The organism is Streptomyces sp. NPDC015532 (assembly GCF_043078065.1).
Taxonomy (GTDB): Bacteria; Actinomycetota; Actinomycetes; order Streptomycetales; family Streptomycetaceae; genus Streptomyces.
In genome coordinates this window covers 267,661-284,565 of sequence record NZ_JBIBSY010000012.1, presented here as the reverse complement: position 1 = coordinate 284,565, position 16,905 = coordinate 267,661, and the positions used below count along the sequence as shown (strand labels likewise).

The window sequence follows — 16,905 nt, the reverse complement described above, 5'->3', positions numbered from 1 at the left end:
GCCCGTGCGCGAGCGGCCGGGCCGGAACACGCGGGCCTTCCGGATGTGACCTTCGCCGCTCCCGCCCGCGGGACTGGGCAGGTTGGTTACTCGTAAGTAGCATGGGTGCTGAGCGCGCGCTCAGGCGTGTGTCCGCGCAGCAGTGCCATCCCGCATCTGGAGGAGAGCCATCGTGCCTCGTACCGTCAGGGACGTCGTCTTCGTAGACGGCGTCCGCACCCCGTTCGGCAAGGCGGGCCCGAAGGGCATCTACCACGAGACCCGCGCCGACGACCTCGTCGTGAAGGCCATCCGGGAGCTGCTGCGCCGCAACCCCGGTCTTGACCCCAAGAAGATCGACGAGGTCGCCATCGCCGCGACCACGCAGATCGGTGACCAGGGTCTGACCCTGGGCCGCACGGCCGGCATCCTCGCCGGGCTCCCCCAGTCGGTCCCCGGCTACTCCATCGACCGCATGTGCGCGGGCGCGCTGACCGCCGTCACCGCCACCGCGGGCTCCATCGGCTTCGGCGCGTACGACGTCGTCATCGCCGGCGGTGTCGAGCACATGGGCCGTCACCCCATGGGCGAGGGCGTGGACCCGAACCCGCGGTTCGTCAGCGAGAAGCTGGTCGACGAGTCCGCCCTGTTCATGGGCATGACCGCCGAGAACCTGCACGACCGCTACCCGACCATCACCAAGCAGCGCGCCGACGAGTACGCCGTGCGCTCGCAGGAGAAGGCCGCCAAGGCGTACGCCAACGGCAAGATCCAGCAGGACCTGGTGCCGATCTCGGTGCGCAACACCAACGCGGAGATCGGTGAGACGGGCTGGGGCCTGGTCACCGCCGACGAGCCGATGCGTCCGGGCACCACGCTGGAGAACCTGTCCGGCCTGAAGACCCCGTTCCGCGTGCACGGCCGGGTCACCGCCGGTAACGCCGCCGGTCTGAACGACGGTGCGACCGCGTCGATCCTCGCCTCCGAGGACTTCGCCCGCGAGAACGGCCTGCCGGTCAAGATGCGCCTGGTCTCGTACGCCTTCGCGGGTGTCGAGCCGGAGGTCATGGGCTACGGCCCGATCCCGGCCACCGAGAAGGCCCTCGCCCAGGCCGGTCTGTCGATCGAGGACATCAACCTCTTCGAGATCAACGAGGCCTTCGCCGTCCAGGTGCTCGCCTTCCTGGAGCACTACGGCATCGCCGACGACGACGCGCGCGTCAACCAGTACGGCGGCGCCATCGCGTACGGCCACCCGCTCGCCTCCTCCGGCGTCCGTCTGATGACGCAGCTGGCCCGCCAGTTCGAGGAGCAGCCGGAGGTCCGTTACGGCCTCACCACCATGTGCGTCGGCTTCGGCATGGGCGCCACGGTGATCTGGGAGAACCCGCACCACAAGGACGCCGGAGGCGACAAGTGACCACCGCTGAACTCCTGAAGGGCGCAGCCGAGCTGTTCCCCGACGAGGTAGTGACGTCCGCGAACGTACGCCACCTCGACCTGCCGTTCGGTGCCGGGCGCTTCGCGCTCATCACCCTCGACAACGGCTTCGACCACACCAAGCCGACCACCTTCGGTCCTCAGTCGCTGGCGAACCTGAACACCGCCATCGACCAGGTCGAGAAGGAGGCCGCGGCCGGCGAGATCGTCGGTATCGGTGTCACCGGCAAGCCGTTCATCTTCGCGGTCGGCGCCGACCTCAAGGGTGTCGAGCTGCTGAAGAGGCACGAGGACGCGCTGGCCATCGGCAAGGGCGGCCACGAGGTCTTCAAGCGTCTGTCGGGCCTCGCGGTCCCGACCTTCGCGTACTACAACGGAGCGGCGATGGGCGGTGGCGTCGAGGTCGGTCTGCACTGCTCGTACCGGACCGTCTCCGCGGCCCTGCCGGCGTTCTCGCTGCCCGAGGTCTTCCTCGGTCTGGTCCCCGGCTGGGGCGGCTGCACGATCCTGCCGAACCTGATCGGCGCGGACAAGGCCGTCTCGGTGATCATCGAGAACTCGCTCAACCAGAACAAGCAGCTCAAGGGCGGTCAGGTCTACGACCTCGGCATCGCCGACGCGCTCTTCGAGGGTGCGGACTTCCTGGAGCAGTCGCTGCTGTGGACGGCCTCCCTCCTCAAGGGTGAGATCGCCGTCGAGCGCCCGGAGATCGACCGCGGCGAGGCCTGGGACCAGGCCGTCGCGCAGGGCCGCTTCATCGCCGACAGCAAGGTGCACGGGGCCGCCCCGGCCGCCTACCGCGCGCTGGACATCATCGCCGCGGCCAAGGACGGCGACCTGCAGAAGGGCTACGACGCCGAGGACGTGGCGCTCGCCGACCTGATCATGGGTGGCGAACTGCGCTCCGGCATCTACGCCTTCAACCTGGTGCAGAAGCGCGGCAAGCGTCCGGCGGGTGCGCCGGACAAGTCGCTCGCGCGTCCGGTCACCAAGGTGGGCGTCGTCGGCGCGGGCCTGATGGCCTCGCAGCTGGCCCTGCTCTTCCTGCGCCGCCTGGAGGTCCCGGTCGTCCTCACGGACATCGACCAGGAGCGCGTCGACAAGGGTGTGGGCTACGTCCACGCCGAGATCGACAAGCTGCTGCTCAAGGGCCGCGTGAACCGGGACAAGGCCAACCGCCTGAAGGCCCTGGTCTCCGGTGTGCTGGACAAGGCGGAGGGCTTCTCCGACGCCGACTTCGTCATCGAGGCCGTCTTCGAGGAGATCGGCGTCAAGCAGCAGGTGTTCGCGGAGGTCGAGGCGGTCGCCCCGGCGCACGCGATCTTCGCCACCAACACCTCCTCGCTGTCGGTCACCGAGATGGCGTCGAAGCTGAAGAACCCCGAGCGGGTCGTGGGCTTCCACTTCTTCAACCCGGTCGCGATCCTCCCGCTCCTGGAGATCGTGCGCGGCGAGCAGACGGACGACGCCTCGCTGGCCACGGCGTTCGCCGTCGCCAAGAAGCTGAAGAAGACCGCGGTGCTCACCAAGGACGCCCCGGCGTTCGTCGTGAACCGCATCCTGACCCGCTTCATGGGCGAGATCCAGAACGTCATCGACGAGGGCACCTCGGTCGAGGTCGCCGAGAAGGCCATCGAGCCGCTCGGCCTGCCGATGTCCCCGCTGGTCCTCCTCGAACTGGTCGGCCCCGCGATCGGCCTGCACGTCTCGGAGACCCTCAACCGGGCCTTCCCGGACCGCTTCACGGTCTCCCCGAACCTCGCGGCCGTCGTCAAGGCGGGCAAGCGCGGCTTCTACGTCTACGACTCCGGCAAGCCGGAGCTGGACCCCGAGGTCGCGGCTCTCCTCAAGCAGGGCGACGTCGTCCTGACCGAGGAGCAGGTGCGGGACCGGGTCCTCGACGCGGTGGCCCAGGAGATCGGCCTCATGCTCGACGAGGGCGTCGTCGCCGAGGCCCAGGACATCGACCTCTGCCTGATCACCGGCGCGGGCTGGCCCTTCCACCTGGGCGGCATCACGCCGTACCTGGACCGCGAGGGCGTCTCGGAGCGCGTGACCGGGAAGCGTTTCCTGGACGCGGGCGTGGCGTCGGTCCCGGCGTAACGGCCTGACGAGAACAGGAAGAGGGCCCCCGCCGTTCGGCGGGGGCCCTCTTCCTGTTCTCGTCCCGTTGTCACGAACGCACCCGTTCGGGTCGCCCGCGAGAAGGATCCGGGACGGGCCGACGTCAGGCCGCGTCGATCCACCGCGTCAGCGCGGTCTCCGGCCGCGCCAGCGCGCCGACCGGGCCGGCGGGCGCGAGCGCGGCCGCGGGCGCCTCGCCGAGCGCGTCGATGGCCTCGAACACCCGCAGACAGTTGCCTCCACCGCGGTGCACGAAGAAGTCCTCGACCCGGGCCTCGTGGACGGGCTCGACGGTGAAGCCCCGGCGCATGGTCGCGATGATCTCGTCCACGGCCTGGTCGACGGTCCGGGCCACCGGGCCGAAGCCGTCCTCGGAGAGATTGAAGTAGCCGCGCTTGTAGTGCCGCCCGTAGAAGTCCTCCTCGTCGAAGGGGACGTAGACGAGCGGGATGCCCATGTAGGCCACGTCGAAGAAGACCGACGAGTAGTCGGTGACCAGCAGCGAGCACTCCTTCATCGCCTGCTGGACATTGCGGGCGCGCGGGTCCGCGACGTGGATGGAGGACGAGGAGAACTGGAAGGTGTGCAGGTAGGGCCGGATCTCGTAGTGCGGGAAGAACTCCAGGTCCACACCGAAGTGTTCGAGGGCCCGGCCCAGCCGGGGGTCGGACAGCAGGGTCCGGTAGAACCGGTAGTACTCGGACTGGGTGAAGTTGCTCTGCGTGGATCCGGAGGACTTCTTGTACGAGGCGGTGACGATCCACTGGCGCCAGGTCGGCATCAGCAGGATGCGCGGCTTGTCCCGCGGTTCGCGCCGCAGGGCGTCGAACCGCGGGAAGCCCACGGGCTGGGCCCGTTCGCCGTAACCGGCCTCCTGGGCCATGAACTCGCGTTCCTGGCGGCCGGCGGTCACCAGCAGGTCGTAGCTGGCGATGCGCTGGTCGGCGCCGGAGGTCACGTCGTTGTAGGTGACGCCGTGCTGGAGGAACACCCGCTGGTACTTGATCAGTTCACCGAACCGGTGCAGGAACAGCGCCTTCTTGTAGCCCTCGGGGACCATGTAGGACTCGGAGTCGTAGGAGCCGATGAGCTTCGTCGCGTGCAGCAGGTACATCCGGTGCTTGAAGGAACCCAGCTTGAGCACGCGGCCGTACGGGGCGACCTTCGCATGGTCGGCGGACTCGCCGTCGATGACGTAGTACGCCTTGCGCCGCTTGTGGTTCTCCCGGATCCACTTGAAGAAGTGGTACGAGTTGTCCTGCGCGGTGTCGGAGCGCTCGCCGATCAGCCAGATCTCCTTGGAGTTCAGGAGCGGGTAGGTCAGCCAGTAGGCGAGGCGCATCTTCCATCCGGGGTTGCGCGTCCTGAGGATGCGCAGCTCCCGCATGGCCCGCCACCGGGCGTGCCCGATCCGCGCGACGGGACCGGAGTCGACCACGCGCAGGTGCAGGACGTCCTGGGCACCGATGGTGAGCATGTAGCGGTAGGCGCCGACCCGGCCGGGTCCCTTGAACCGGTGCAGGGCCAGGCGTGCCTTCATCACCACGTTGCGGTGCCGGGTGCCGTCCGCGCGGTGGACGCGCAGCCGGAAGTCCCCGACACCGGGGCCGACGCGGGCGAGGACCTCGGCGGGGAGCTCCGCGTACCAGCCGGCGTAGAGGTCGCGGCCGTTGCGGGCGTTCCACAGGTCGCGCCGGTAGACCTGGGTGAGCGGGACGGCGATCTTGTCGTCCTTCGTCTGATAGACGAGCTCCAGCCGGTTGTCCATCGGTCCGCTCAGGTCCATGCCGGGGAAGGCCATGCAGCCTTCGAGGACCAGGACGTCGTCCCGGGTGCGGACGCTCTCCACCACGACGTTGGGGTCCTTGACCCGGGCCGAGCGGCTGGGGAGAACGCCGCCGGGGAAGGTGCGGTAGAAGCCGTCGTCGTCGACCTCCACCAGCGGCGGGGCCGCCGCCAGGGCCGGTTCGGGGTCACAGAACAGCTCGAAGTTGCCGGTCCTGGCCGCGTAGTGGTCGAGCTGCTGGGCCGGGCTCGTGACGAACTCGACGATCACGTCGTCGGGGATCTGCGCGTAGTGATGGTGAATGTCGGGGAACATCTCGGCCAGCTGTGTACGGCCCATGACATTGCGGGCGTTGCACAGGAAGCCCTTGTACGTGCGGGCGGCGTAGCGCTGGAACATGCGGCGGATCTCGGGGCGCTCGGCGGCGCTGAGGTCCAGCAGGAAGTGGTTGAGCCGCAGGTGGTCGCGGTAGTTGGCGGGCTTGCTCCACAGCGAGTCCATGATGGACGAGCCGTCGGGGCGGCCCCGGTACCAGTAGACGGGCCGGTCGACGAGGCTGATGGACCGCGCGCGCAGCATCGCCGGCAGGGTCAGCCAGGCGTCCTCGAAGTGCACGCCCTCGCCGAAGCGCAGACCGAGGCCGCGCAGCAGTCCGGTGCTGAACAGCTTGTTGCAGGCCGAGCCGCTGAAGATCATGTCGGGTGTCTCGGCGAAGTCCTCGATGAGGCGGTCGCCGTGGCCGAAGTAGTCCTTCCACGGACCGTAGGGCCGGTCGGGGAAGTTGACGAGGTCGCCCATGACGACGTCGGAGCCGTTGCGGTGGGCGGCCTCGGTCATCGCGGCCAGGGCGTCCTCGCCGAGGATGTCGTCCGAGTCGAGGAAGGTGACGTACGGGGCGACGACCTGGTCGAGTCCGGTGTTGCGGGCGTTGCCCAGGCCGCCGTTGCGCTGGTGGATGACGGTGACGTTGGCGTAGTGGCTGGCGAAACGTTCCAGCATCTGCGGCGTCTCGTCGGTCGCGCCGTCGTCGACCAGGATGACCTGGGTGGCGGCGAAGCCGCGCTGGGCGGCGAGGGAGCCGAGGCAGTCGTCGAGGTACTTGGCGACGTTGTAGCAGGGCACGACGACCGCGAGCTCGAAGCGGCGGGGGAGCTGACGGATCGGCGGGTGGACGCGGTCGCGCCACCACATCCACGGGGCGTCCGGGTCGCTCTGTTCGGACTCGAAGCTGCGCCGGCCGGCCGTCGCGGACCGGAAGGCGAGGTTGCCGCTGACCGTGCGGTAGCCCTCGCGCTCCTCGCCCTCGTGGGTGAAGGTCAGACCCTCCAGGACGATGTCGCGCACGTTCAGGGCGGAACGGGAGCGACTGCGGTTCCACTCGACGATGACCGAGACGTTCCACACCGTGCTGTCGGAGATGTCCTCGCCGAGCAGCCGGATCAGGTCGGCCCGGCCGGAGAAGGCCACCAGGCGCTCGTCGACGGAGACCTCGGGGATCGGGACCACGACATCCTGCTTGGTGTGCCGGTTGCGCACGGCCAGGGACAGCGAGAGGGAGTCACCGGCGCCGATCCGCGCGAAGCGGTTGACGAGCTCGCCCTCGTACGTCAGCTCCGTGCCCTCGACGCGCCAGCTGTTGAGCTGGGCGAAGAGCGGGATCTGCGACACCGTGGCGGCGGCCAGGTCCAGTTCGGTCACGTCCAGCATGCGGCGGGCGCCCGGCAGGTGCAGATGGTCGGCCGACCAGTAGACCCGGCCGTCCTCCTCGACCATGTGGGAGGAGAAGACGCTCTTGCGCTGGGTGTAGTCCAGCGTGGTCAGGGCGGCCTCGATCTCCTCGTACATCAGGAAATAGGCGCGCACCCGGTCCACCGGGCCGCACAGCTCGAAGGCCTCCTCGCTCAGGGAGAACAGGTAGGAGCTGACCAGGTCGGCGAAGCGCTGCTGGAACTCGGCGTCGCCCTCGGCGAGGGCCCGCATGTACAGACGCAGGTCGTGGGTGAGGAACTTGGCGTCCTTGCGGGCCTTGAGCGACCACAGGCCCCGCTCCAGCAGGAACTGGTCCGTGGCCCGGTGCACCGCGATGCGGTCCGTGATGCTGCGCAGCTCCCCGGTGCGGCCGGTGATGGAGGCGCCGTCGGTCTCCCACATCCAGCGGTAGACGGGGTCGGTGATGACGGTGATGCCCCGGGCCAGGCAGCCCGCGACCGTGGAGAAGTACGTGTCCTCGTAGAAGACGCCCTCGGGGAACCACACTCCGGCCGAGCGCAGGAACTCCACGCTGTAGAGCTTGGCGGCGGCGATGGGGTCGGAGAGCAGGAGCGGGAACTCCTCCAGTCCCGGGACGGTACGGCCCATCGCGTAGACCTCCGGCGCCCAGGGCGCGGAGTCGCCGGTGTCCCGGTTGACGCGTACCGCCTTGCCCGCGGTGATGTCGCTGCCGCTCTCCAGGGCGGCGGCGACCAGCCGTTCGCAGGCCCGGGGCGGCAGTTCGTCGTCGGCGTCGAGGAACATCACCCAGCGTCCGGCGGCCTGGGCGATGCCCCAGTTGCGGGGGGCGCCGACGCCGCCGCTGTTCTCCTTGCGGCGCAGCACCCGCACCCGCGGGTTGTGGCCGGCGAAGTTGGCGACCACCTCGATCGTGCCGTCGGTCGAGGCGTCGTCGACGACGATGACCTCGACCAGTTCGTACGTCTGGTTCACAGCGGACTGGAGTGCCTTGCCGATGGTCGTGGCCGCGTTGTACGCGGGGATGACCACGGTGACCCAGGAGTTGTCGCCGTCCTGTACCTGTTGCATCTGGGGCTGTCCTGCGCTGCTTCTCATCGAGAGTTCTCCCAGACCCCCGGTGTTCCGTGCCGCTCGTCCGGCAACGGCCTCCCGAACTGGGTGAGCGGCATGGTGTCGCCGTGCGGGCTGGGGATGCGGGGGAGTGCTTCGGTCGGATGGAAGGGATCGGGGTTCTGGAAGTAGGCGTCCGGCTGCGGATAGGCCCAGAATCCGGGGTCGTCCTCCGGCCGCGGCGCCGGGGGACGCTCGTCGGCCTCCAGGGCCTCCTGCACGGCGCGGCGGTGGCGGCCCCGGTGCAGCTGCGGGGCGATGGTCCCGCCGGCGGCCGGGGCGACGCTGAGATCCTCCATGACGCGGGTGAAGTCGCGGGTGGAGAGCAGGAACTTGTACATGATGACGAGCTCGAAGAGCATCAGCAGGGCGGCCGAGACCGCGGTGGTCCACAGGATCCGCCCGATCAGCGGGCCCACGATGAAGATGAACATCTGGAACTCGATGCCGCTGATCAGGTGGGGGCGGATCCGGGTGCGCAGCATGGCCCGGCGGAGGCGGGTGTACCAGGGGAACTGGTCGCGGAACTGTTCGTGCAGGTCGACGACGTTCGGCGCGCCGGCCTCCTCGCGCAGGGTCTCCGCGGAGGCGTGCGGGTTGTCCCGCAGCAGGTCCTCCATGAAGACGACCTGCGGACCCTGCGCCTCGGCCCGGGCGTCCCGCTCGGCCTGCTCGGCCGCCGCGCGCTCCCGGGTGACCTTCTCGATCTTCGTACGCATCGACTGGCGCATCTTGAAGATCTGCAGGGCGTCGACGTAGCGCAGCATGTCGAGGAAGACCACGCCGAGGGCGGCCACGAGGTAGCGCTCGTCGTCCGTACGCAGGAACTGGCCGCCCATCAGGGCGAGGGCGCAGAACAGCACGCGGATGCGGTCGAAGACGTAGTCGAGCCAGCCGCCGAAGACGCTTCCGTTGCCCTTGAGGCGGGCTAGTTTGCCGTCGATGCAGTCGAGGATGAAGCTCACGTGGTACAGCAGGGCGCCGAGCAGCAGGGAGTCGCGGTCGCCCTTCAGGAAGAGGGCGGCCGAACCGGTTCCGATGAACAGCGCGGCCCAGGTGACCCCGTTCGGCGTGATGAACCGGAAGCGGGCGAAGACGAGCAGCAGCCGTGTGGCGACGGGGTCGACCAGAAGGACCGTCCACCAGGCATCGCGCTTCTTGCAGGTCAGTTTTTGGACAGCCCGCAACGATAGCCTGGACATAACCCCTCAGTCACCCATGAGACAGGACGAAGTACCCCGTAGGTGCTGACGCGCATCCCAGGGGGCTCACAGGCAAGTCCACGCATTCACAGGATCACCACAAGAGCGACCTGAACTTTAACAAGCCTTCACCTGCATGAAGGCGCACATTTACCTGTGATTGACCGCGACGTTGATCACAGATTCCCCATACAACCATTTCTGATCTTCACGCTCCGCAGCCGTCGGCGCCGCATGGAACGGCTCTCCCCACTCCCGTACCAGAGCGCACCAAAACGGCGCATCACCTACCGAAGGGTGCGCAGTCGAGAACAAGCCATCCACCGGGCCGCCGACGGAGCCGGATCAGCCGTCCGCCGGCCGCCAGCCGCCGAAGGCGAGGCCGGGCCGGTCCTCCTGACGCCTGGCCAGCAGCAGTCGGCCGCCGGGAGCCCGGGTCGCCACGGTCAGCTGTCCCGTCCGGCTCACGGCCGCGGCGGGCGCGGCGTACGAGGACGCGCCGAGGTCCTGCCACCACACGCCCATGTCGGCCCGCCCCCGCGGGTACACGCCCGTCACGCACGCACCGTGCGTGTCCGGGCGGACCAGGACCGAGTGGGCCCAGCCGTCCACTTCGACGCTGCGCGCGACGGCCGTCGGCCCCTCCCCCTCGGCGTCACCGAGCGAGCAGGGAGCCGGGGTGCCGGGACTCCAGTACGAGGCGTCCCCGGTGCGCAGATCGCGGAAGAGCACCGCGCCCGGTTCCGGCGCGGGCCCCAGGGTGCCGGGGCGCACGGCGAACGGGACCGTCCGGTCCTCGGTCCAGGCGCCGCCCGGTCCCGGGTACCAGCGCACCACGGCGGCCGCGTCCCGCGCCCGCGCGAAGACCTCGACCCCGCCGTGACCGGCCGTCACCGCGAGCAGTTCGTCGGAGACCCGGGTGCCGCCGAGGTGCTGCCACCCCGTCCAGCTGCCGTCCGTCGAACGGCAGCGATAGCTGATGCTGTGCCCGAAGTTGCGCACGAACACGAAGAGCCGGCCGGCGGCGTCGAACGCGGCCGTGGGAAAACCGACCTCGCGTCCCTTGCGCCACGCGCCGGCGTTCGGGCCGCCGAGCGAGTGCCAGGGGGTCAGTGACCGTCCGGTGCGGTACTGGGCCGCGTGCACGACCTCGACATGCACCTCACCGGCGCCCCGGATGGTGCGGCGCAGCGCGAACAGGTGCGGCATCCCGTGCGGATCCGGCACCACCGCGAGTCCCGGCAGCAGACCGGAGCCTTCCACCACCTCCGGTCCGTGCCACGCCCCGCCGGGCACTTCCTCGTACCAGCGCGCCACGCCCGCGGCCGTGGGCAGGAACGCGGTCAGCCGCCCGTCGAGGCCGGCGGACAACCAGTTCACGGGTGCCGGGTGGCGCCGGGCCGCGGCGATCCCGAGCAGCGGGTCCGCCTCCCCGCGACGGCAGTCGGCGAACAGCGGCCGTCCCGTCCGGAGCTGCAGGGCGCGGGCCGCGGCGAGCGCGAGCGCGGCGGTCTCGGCGTGCGCGGACGGCACGCCGTACGACGGCACCCCGCTCGTGTCGTCGATGGAGACGTGGACGGGATCGGGGTCCAGCGTGTGCAGCCGCTCCGGGCCGATCGCGCGCAACTCCTCGGTCAGCGCCGCCACGGCGTCCGCGCCCTCGGCGTCCACCACGCGCGGGCCGCCCGCCGTCCGGCAGCCGCGTGCGCCGGCAGCCGACAGGGCCCGGTCGAGCGCCGCCCGGTCCTCCTTCGTACCCGCCCGCAGACAGACCACGGCGATCTCGGCGCCGGGCTCCTCCCGTTCGACGAGCGGCACGGCGGCGGAGGGTTCCGGGACGACCACCGCGACCACATGGCCGCGGCCGTCCGGTGCGTCGCCCACGGCGGCTCCGGCTCCCGGCCTGCGGTCGGGCTTTCGCCTCATGTCCTCACGTCCCTCGGCGCGGAAGCGGTTCCCGGCGCGGTCATATGGTGATCCAGTCGCCCAGTGTCAGTCCCGGACCGTCCTCCTGACGGGCCAGGGTCAGTGTGCCGTCTCCGGCCACGGCGAGGACGACGACCCGCCCCCGGCCGTCGCGGGCGAGCACGGGGTCGCCCTGGCAGACGGTGCCCGTGTCGGTCCACCACACCCCGTTGCGCTCGTCCTCCGCGACACAGACGCCCAGCACGATCCGGCCCCCGGCGTCCCGGTGCGCGAGCACGGTGCAGGGGTATCCGTCGAGAGTGGTGGCGAGTGCCGCGTGGCGTCCGTCACCGGGATTCCCGCCGATCGGCACCGGCCATTCCCCAGGGCGTACGGCGACGATGCCGGCGCCGACCAGATCGGTCAGGTAGTAGGTCACGCGTCCGGGCGAGGTCTCCACCGCGGTCACCGAGCCGGGCAGCGGCACGACGTCGAGGTCGTGGCCGCGTTCCGGCACCGCGCCCGGACTCCTCTGATACCACGTCAGGGCACCGGTGGAGGTGGGGGCGAGGAGTTCGACGTGCCCGGTGGAGGTGGCGACCGCGGCCGGGACGTCCAGGGCCGCGGTCACCTTGAGGTCGAGCCAGGGCTCCCAGCGGCCCGAGGCGTCCTCGCGCCGCATCGCCACATGGCCCTCGGCCGTGGCCACGAACACGTGGAGCGCGCCCGCCGTGTCCACCGCGGCGGCCGGCGCGCCCATCTGCGCGGTGCGTTCGCGCTTGCCGTGCGGGTTGCCGACCGAACGCCACTCGCTCAGCGGGCGGCCCGCCTGGTACTGGATCGCGTAGACGAGGTCCACCGCGGGGGGACCGTCGCCGCCGTCACGCACCCGCCGGCCCAGCAGCTGGACGTAGCGGTTACGGCCCTGCGCGACCGTGAGCTCGGTGATTCCCTCGGCGGGCAGGACATCCGGGCCGGTCCAGTCCGGACCGCCGGGGCTTCGCTCCGTCCAGCGCAGCACGGCCTGGTCCACCTGCGCGTACGCGATGAGCCGGCCGTCGTGCCCCGGTACCAGCCACGGCCCCGACAGTACGGCGGGGAGCCGGCCGGCGTGGCCCGCTGCCTCGCCTTCGGCCGACTGTCGCCGTCGCGCGTCGTTCCGCGCGGTGTCGGCCCTCATGTCCGTCGTCTTCCTTCCTACCGGTGCGGCCCCGGCCGGGCCGGGGGCGCACCGCCCTTCACTACGTCACACGTGCGATACCGCCGCGCGGGAGCCCGTGCGTGCGGGCTCGCTGATCCTGGTCTCGGGGGGCGGTCACCCGGCCGGCGCCGAAGAGCCCGGATCAGGGCTCACCTTCGGCCGGGACCTCGGCCCGGGAGGACCGGACCGCTGAGCCGGGCGCCCTGGCCCGCGGACCTCACCGCCGGGGAGAACCCGTCGGCCACGGCCTCGGCCTCGATCCCGGTCCGCTCCCGGTCCCGCCGGGCGACGGCGGGGCCGTGGAGTCCGCCAGGGTTCAGCGGCGGGCTTCCGGGTGGCGGAGGCACCAGCCTTCCCACGCGGAGGTCACCATCGCCCGGGCGTCGTACCGCGCGCTCCAGTCGAGTTCGGCGCGGATACGGCCGGCCGACGCGACGACCCGGGCCGGGTCGCCCGGCCTGCGCGGGGCGGACACCGGCGCGGCCTCGGCTCCGTAGCCGGTCACGTCGCCGATCAGCGCGATCATCTCGCGCACGGAAACGCCCTCACCACGGCCGATGTTGACCGTCAGATCGCTGCCCGGCTCCCGGGCGGACAGGGCGCGCGCGGCGGCGAGGTGGGCGGAGGCGATGTCCTCGACGTGGATGAAGTCACGTACGCAGGTGCCGTCCGCGGTGTCGTAGTCGTCGCCGAAGACCACCGGCGCGGCCCCCTGAGTGAGCTTCTCGAACACCATCGGCACGAGGTTGAACACCCCGGTGTCGGCGAGGTCTGCTCCGGCCGCTCCGGCGACGTTGAAGTAACGCAGGCACACGGTGGCCATACCGTGCGCCCGGCCGGTCGCGCGCACCAGCCACTCCCCCGCGAGCTTCGTCTCGCCGTACGGGTTGACGGGCGCGCAGGGAGTGTCCTCCGTCACCAGGTCCACGTCGGGCATGCCGTACACGGCCGCCGAGGAGGAGAACAGGAAGCGCCGCACGCCGGCTTCGGCGGCGGCCTCCAGGAGGGTCGCGAGGCCCTGGACGTTCTCGTGGTAGTAGTACAGCGGCCGTTCGACCGACTCCCCGACCTGCTTCTTCGCGGCCAGGTGGACCACGCCGGAGATGCCCAGTTCGGGCAGGGTACGGCGGAGAAGGTCCGCGTCCAGCACGGAGCCCTTGACGAAGGGCACCCCTTCGGGGACGCGGGCGGGGTCGCCCGTGGAGAGGTCGTCGTACACGGCGACACGCTCGCCGGCCGCGAGCATGGCGCGGACGACATGGGCTCCGATGAACCCCGCACCGCCAGTGATCAGCCAAGTCATAGAATGCATACTATTCGTTCAGTGTTTGTTCACAAATTCACCACCTCTTGTCCATAATTTGATCATCGGCTTACAGCGCGGGACCGACCGCGCGCACCACGGACCGGCCACTCCCCCACCCGAGTCCTCGAGCCATCGACATCCGCCCGCATCAGGGCACGAGCAGCTAGGACCCGGACCAGGATGAGCCACGTCCCGACGCCCCAGACCACCGCATCCGAAGCGCCGCGAAAGGGCGGCGGCGGACGGCGGGGAGCCAAGCGCGAGCGCGCCGGCGGCCGTCGCATCGGCAGGAAGATCCTGCTGGGTCTGACCGTCCTGGTCCTCGCGGCCGGCGGGACGGGTTACTGGCTCTACAGCGACCTCGACGGCAACATCAAGGGCGTCGACCTCGACAAGGCCATCGGCGACGACCGGCCGGAGAAGCTGCCCACCTCGGGACAGAACATCCTGGTCCTCGGATCCGACTCGCGCGCGGGCGCCAACGCCGCACTCAAGACGGGCAACGTCTCCGGGGCGCGTTCCGACACCGCGCTGGTGATGCACATACCCGAGGGCCGCCAGAAGGCCGTCGCGGTCAGCATCCCGCGTGACACCCTGGTGACCCGCCCCGAGTGCACCAGGGCGGACGGTTCGAAGGTCCCCTCCGCTCAGCGCGTGATGTTCAACTCCATCTACTCCCAGGTCGGTTCGGCCTGTGTGGTGAAGACGGTGGAGAAGATCTCCGGGATCCGCATGGACCACTACATGGAGATCGACTTCGCCGGCTTCAAGGGCCTGGTGGACGCGATAGGCGGCGTGACCGTCACCGTCGACAAGGCCATCCACGACAGCTCCAGCGGCCTGGACCTCGCCGCGGGCACGCACCAGCTGAACGGCACGCAGTCCCTGGAGTTCGTGCGGACCCGGCACGGCATCGGCGACGGCAGCGACCTCGGACGCATCGGCCTCCAGCAGCAGTTCATGATCGCGCTGCTGTCCGAGATCAAGAAGCAGGACCTGCTGGGCAGTCCGACGAAGACGTACAAGATCGCCGACAGTCTGACCCAGGCCCTCACCACCGACTCCGACCTCGCCTCGCTCACGGCGCTGGCCGATTTCGGCCGGAGCATGAACGGCGTCGACCCGGCCACCATGGACACGATCATGCTCCCGGTGGCGTACGACAAGGCCGACCCGAACCGGGTGGTGGCGGCCGAACCGCAGGCGTCGGCCCTGTGGAAGGCGCTGCGCACCGACTCCGTGATCCCCGAGTCGGCGAAGAAGTCGCCCGCCACCGGCGGGAGTTCCTGACCCGTCGCGCGCCGGCCGGGCTCCTCGCGCGGGATCGACTCGGCCTCGCTCACGCACGGTTGAACCGCCTCACCGCCGTACCGGCTCCCGGTACGGCGGTGTTGGCGTATGTGCCGCGACGGCCCCGCGGGGTCGCCGTCGTCAGACCGCCCGCCAGGCCTCCAGGGCGATCCCGGGCTCGTCCTTGCGCCGGGTGACGCGGAGTTCGCCGGTTCCCGGGGAGAGCGTCGCGGCGACCACCCGGCCCGCCTCGTCCTCCGCCAGCGACAGCAGGGCGTCGGCGGGGAGTTCGGGCCCCGACTCCGTCCACCAGGCGCCCGCCGACTCGTCCTCGGTCGGATAGGCGGCGAAGGCCACCCGGCCGCTCGCCGCGCGCTGAGCGAGCAACGTGCAGTCGTGACCGTCGAGTTCGCAGCGGATGACACGGACGGGGCCCGGGCCCGCCGCGGTCAGCAGGGGCACCGGCCTGGTGCCCGGACGCCAGGCGCACACGTCGCCGGAGTCGTCGGTGAAGAAGAGCGTGGTGGAGCCGGCGGAGGTGGCGAGCGCCTGGAGGGTGTCCGGGCGGACCGGCGCCTCCAGTGCCTCGTCCAGGGCGGGCACCGCGCCCGGCTCCTCCTGGCTCCAGTGCAGAACACCGCCCGACACGGCCGCGTAGAGCTCGACACGGCCGGACATCCCGGTCACGGCCGCCAGCTCCCCCCGTACGTCGTGCCCCTTGAGGTCGTGCCAGGGCCCCCAGCCGCCCTTCTCCTTCTGGGCGATCATGCCGACTCCGCCGCTCTTGTTGCGCACGAAGACATGGGCGCGCCCCTGCGCGTCGACCGCGACGGCGGGGTTGCCCGTCCGGTCCCCGGTGCGGTCGGGGTGCCCGATCGGGTTCCAGTCGAGGGCGGCGAGGTCCGGCCGGAAGTGGGTCGAGTGGACGAGACCCGACTGGTCCTTGACCGTCGGGCGCCAGGAGACCAGATGGGTGTAGCGATCGGGTCCCTGACCCAGGGCCAGTACGGAGTGCAGGCGCTGATCGCCGCCCACCGTGCGGGGAGAACCCCAGGGGCCGCCGGGTCCGTGCTCCGCCCGGCAGCGGACGGTGGCCTCCGACAGCAGGTACACGCTGAGCCTGCCGTCGCGACCGCGTATGAGCCAGTCGACGTTCACCGGTTCACCTTAATCGGGGGCCGCCCGCCCGGTGATCCGGGGGCATGCCGCCCACCGGGTCCGACGCCCCGCCCGCCGCCGGCCGTTCACCGGCGCTCGGCGCCGCGCCGCGGCCCGGCGTGGGAGCCGTCCGTGGCCGAGCGCCGCGGCCGTGTCCGTCGTGACGCCCGGCCGGGCCGGCGGACCTCTGGCAGGGTGAGGCCATGACGACTCTGCTCATCGTGGACGGTGCCAACGTGGTCGGATCCGTGCCCGACGGCTGGTGGCGCGACCGGCGCGGGGCGGCCGTGCGGCTCCGGGACCGGCTGGCCGGTCTGGCGGAGGCCGGAGTGCCCGGTCATCCCGGTCCGCTGGACATCGTCCTCGTCGTGGAGGGCGTCGCCCGGGGCGTGGCCCCGGTCCCCGGCGTCCGGGTGGACGAGGCCCCGGGCCACGGTGACGACCGGATCGTGGAGCTCGTCGCCGAGGCGCCCGACCGCCCCCGCCTGGTCGTCACGGCGGACCGCGAACTGCGGCGGCGGGTGGGCGAACTGGGCGCGAAGGTCACGGGCCCCCGGACGGTACGCCCGGTGCCGGAGGACTGACCGGCTCGCGCCGCACCCGCACCCCCAGGTGCCGGGCCTCGCGCACCGCTCCGCGCCGGACCACGCCCCGCCGCGGGCGGTCCCCCGGC

At 71.0% G+C, this 16,905-nt stretch carries 10 protein-coding genes; 4 read left to right on the top strand and 6 right to left on the bottom strand.

Going from position 1 to position 16,905, the window contains the following annotated elements; genetic code table 11:
* Positions 1-172: 172 nt before the first annotated feature.
* Both ACF07B_RS30740 and ACF07B_RS30735 read left to right on the top strand, forming a co-directional pair.
* A complete protein-coding gene (locus tag ACF07B_RS30740) occupies positions 173-1,399 on the top strand; it encodes an acetyl-CoA C-acyltransferase (RefSeq protein ID WP_326784967.1) in 1,227 nt (408 codons plus the stop codon).
* Positions 1,396-3,522 (top strand): 3-hydroxyacyl-CoA dehydrogenase NAD-binding domain-containing protein, encoded by a 2,127-nt coding sequence (locus ACF07B_RS30735; RefSeq protein WP_392181361.1) that lies wholly within the window; start codon positions 1,396-1,398, stop codon positions 3,520-3,522. The genes ACF07B_RS30740 and ACF07B_RS30735 overlap by 4 nt, the downstream gene beginning before the upstream one ends.
* 124 nt (positions 3,523-3,646) lie before the next feature.
* Here ACF07B_RS30735 and ACF07B_RS30730 read toward each other — a convergent pair whose 3' ends face one another.
* The 5 genes from ACF07B_RS30730 to galE all read right to left on the bottom strand — a co-directional run bounded on the left by ACF07B_RS30730 (position 3,647) and on the right by galE (position 13,781).
* Positions 3,647-8,128 carry a glycosyltransferase gene (locus tag ACF07B_RS30730; RefSeq protein WP_392181360.1) on the bottom strand — a complete coding sequence of 1,494 codons (4,482 nt, stop codon included), beginning with the start codon at positions 8,126-8,128 and terminating at the stop codon, positions 3,647-3,649.
* A 23-nt stretch (positions 8,129-8,151) separates the two neighbouring features.
* The gene (locus tag ACF07B_RS30725; RefSeq protein WP_392181359.1) at positions 8,152-9,357 is read right to left on the bottom strand and encodes a CDP-alcohol phosphatidyltransferase family protein; all 1,206 of its coding nucleotides are present in this window, start codon (positions 9,355-9,357) and stop codon (positions 8,152-8,154) included.
* 360 nt (positions 9,358-9,717) lie between these two features.
* Entirely contained in the window at positions 9,718-11,298 is a 1,581-nt protein-coding gene (locus ACF07B_RS30720; protein ID WP_392181358.1) for a hypothetical protein, read from the bottom strand.
* A gap of 40 nt (positions 11,299-11,338) precedes the next feature.
* Complete coding sequence (locus ACF07B_RS30715; protein WP_392181357.1) at positions 11,339-12,457, bottom strand: hypothetical protein; 1,119 nt, start codon at positions 12,455-12,457, stop codon at positions 11,339-11,341.
* A 337-nt stretch (positions 12,458-12,794) separates the two neighbouring features.
* Complete coding sequence (galE, locus tag ACF07B_RS30710) at positions 12,795-13,781, bottom strand: UDP-glucose 4-epimerase GalE (protein WP_369479633.1); 987 nt, start codon at positions 13,779-13,781, stop codon at positions 12,795-12,797.
* A gap of 183 nt (positions 13,782-13,964) precedes the next feature.
* Between galE and ACF07B_RS30705 the strand changes: the two genes are divergently transcribed.
* Positions 13,965-15,074, top strand: a complete 1,110-nt coding sequence (locus tag ACF07B_RS30705; protein WP_392181356.1) for an LCP family protein — start codon at positions 13,965-13,967, stop codon at positions 15,072-15,074.
* A gap of 141 nt (positions 15,075-15,215) precedes the next feature.
* Here the strand turns inward: ACF07B_RS30705 and ACF07B_RS30700 are convergent, their stop codons facing one another.
* A complete protein-coding gene (locus ACF07B_RS30700) occupies positions 15,216-16,232 on the bottom strand; it encodes a hypothetical protein (RefSeq protein WP_392181355.1) in 1,017 nt (338 codons plus the stop codon).
* A gap of 203 nt (positions 16,233-16,435) precedes the next feature.
* Between ACF07B_RS30700 and ACF07B_RS30695 the strand changes: the two genes are divergently transcribed.
* A complete protein-coding gene (locus tag ACF07B_RS30695) occupies positions 16,436-16,816 on the top strand; it encodes an NTP pyrophosphohydrolase (RefSeq protein WP_392181354.1) in 381 nt (126 codons plus the stop codon).
* The last annotated feature ends 89 nt before the right edge of the window (positions 16,817-16,905 follow it).

Excerpts from the sequence above, each read along its gene's own strand:
- ACF07B_RS30715 (WP_392181357.1), bottom strand. The coding sequence starts at position 12,457 with ATGAGGGCCGACACCGCGCGGAACGACGCGCGACGGCGACAGTCGGCC.
- ACF07B_RS30720 (WP_392181358.1), bottom strand. The coding sequence starts at position 11,298 with ATGAGGCGAAAGCCCGACCGCAGGCCGGGAGCCGGAGCCGCCGTGGGC.
- ACF07B_RS30695 (WP_392181354.1), top strand. The coding sequence starts at position 16,436 with ATGACGACTCTGCTCATCGTGGACGGTGCCAACGTGGTCGGATCCGTG.
- ACF07B_RS30705 (WP_392181356.1), top strand. The coding sequence starts at position 13,965 with ATGAGCCACGTCCCGACGCCCCAGACCACCGCATCCGAAGCGCCGCGA.
- galE (WP_369479633.1), bottom strand. The coding sequence starts at position 13,781 with ATGACTTGGCTGATCACTGGCGGTGCGGGGTTCATCGGAGCCCATGTC.
- ACF07B_RS30730 (WP_392181360.1), bottom strand. The coding sequence starts at position 8,128 with ATGCAACAGGTACAGGACGGCGACAACTCCTGGGTCACCGTGGTCATC.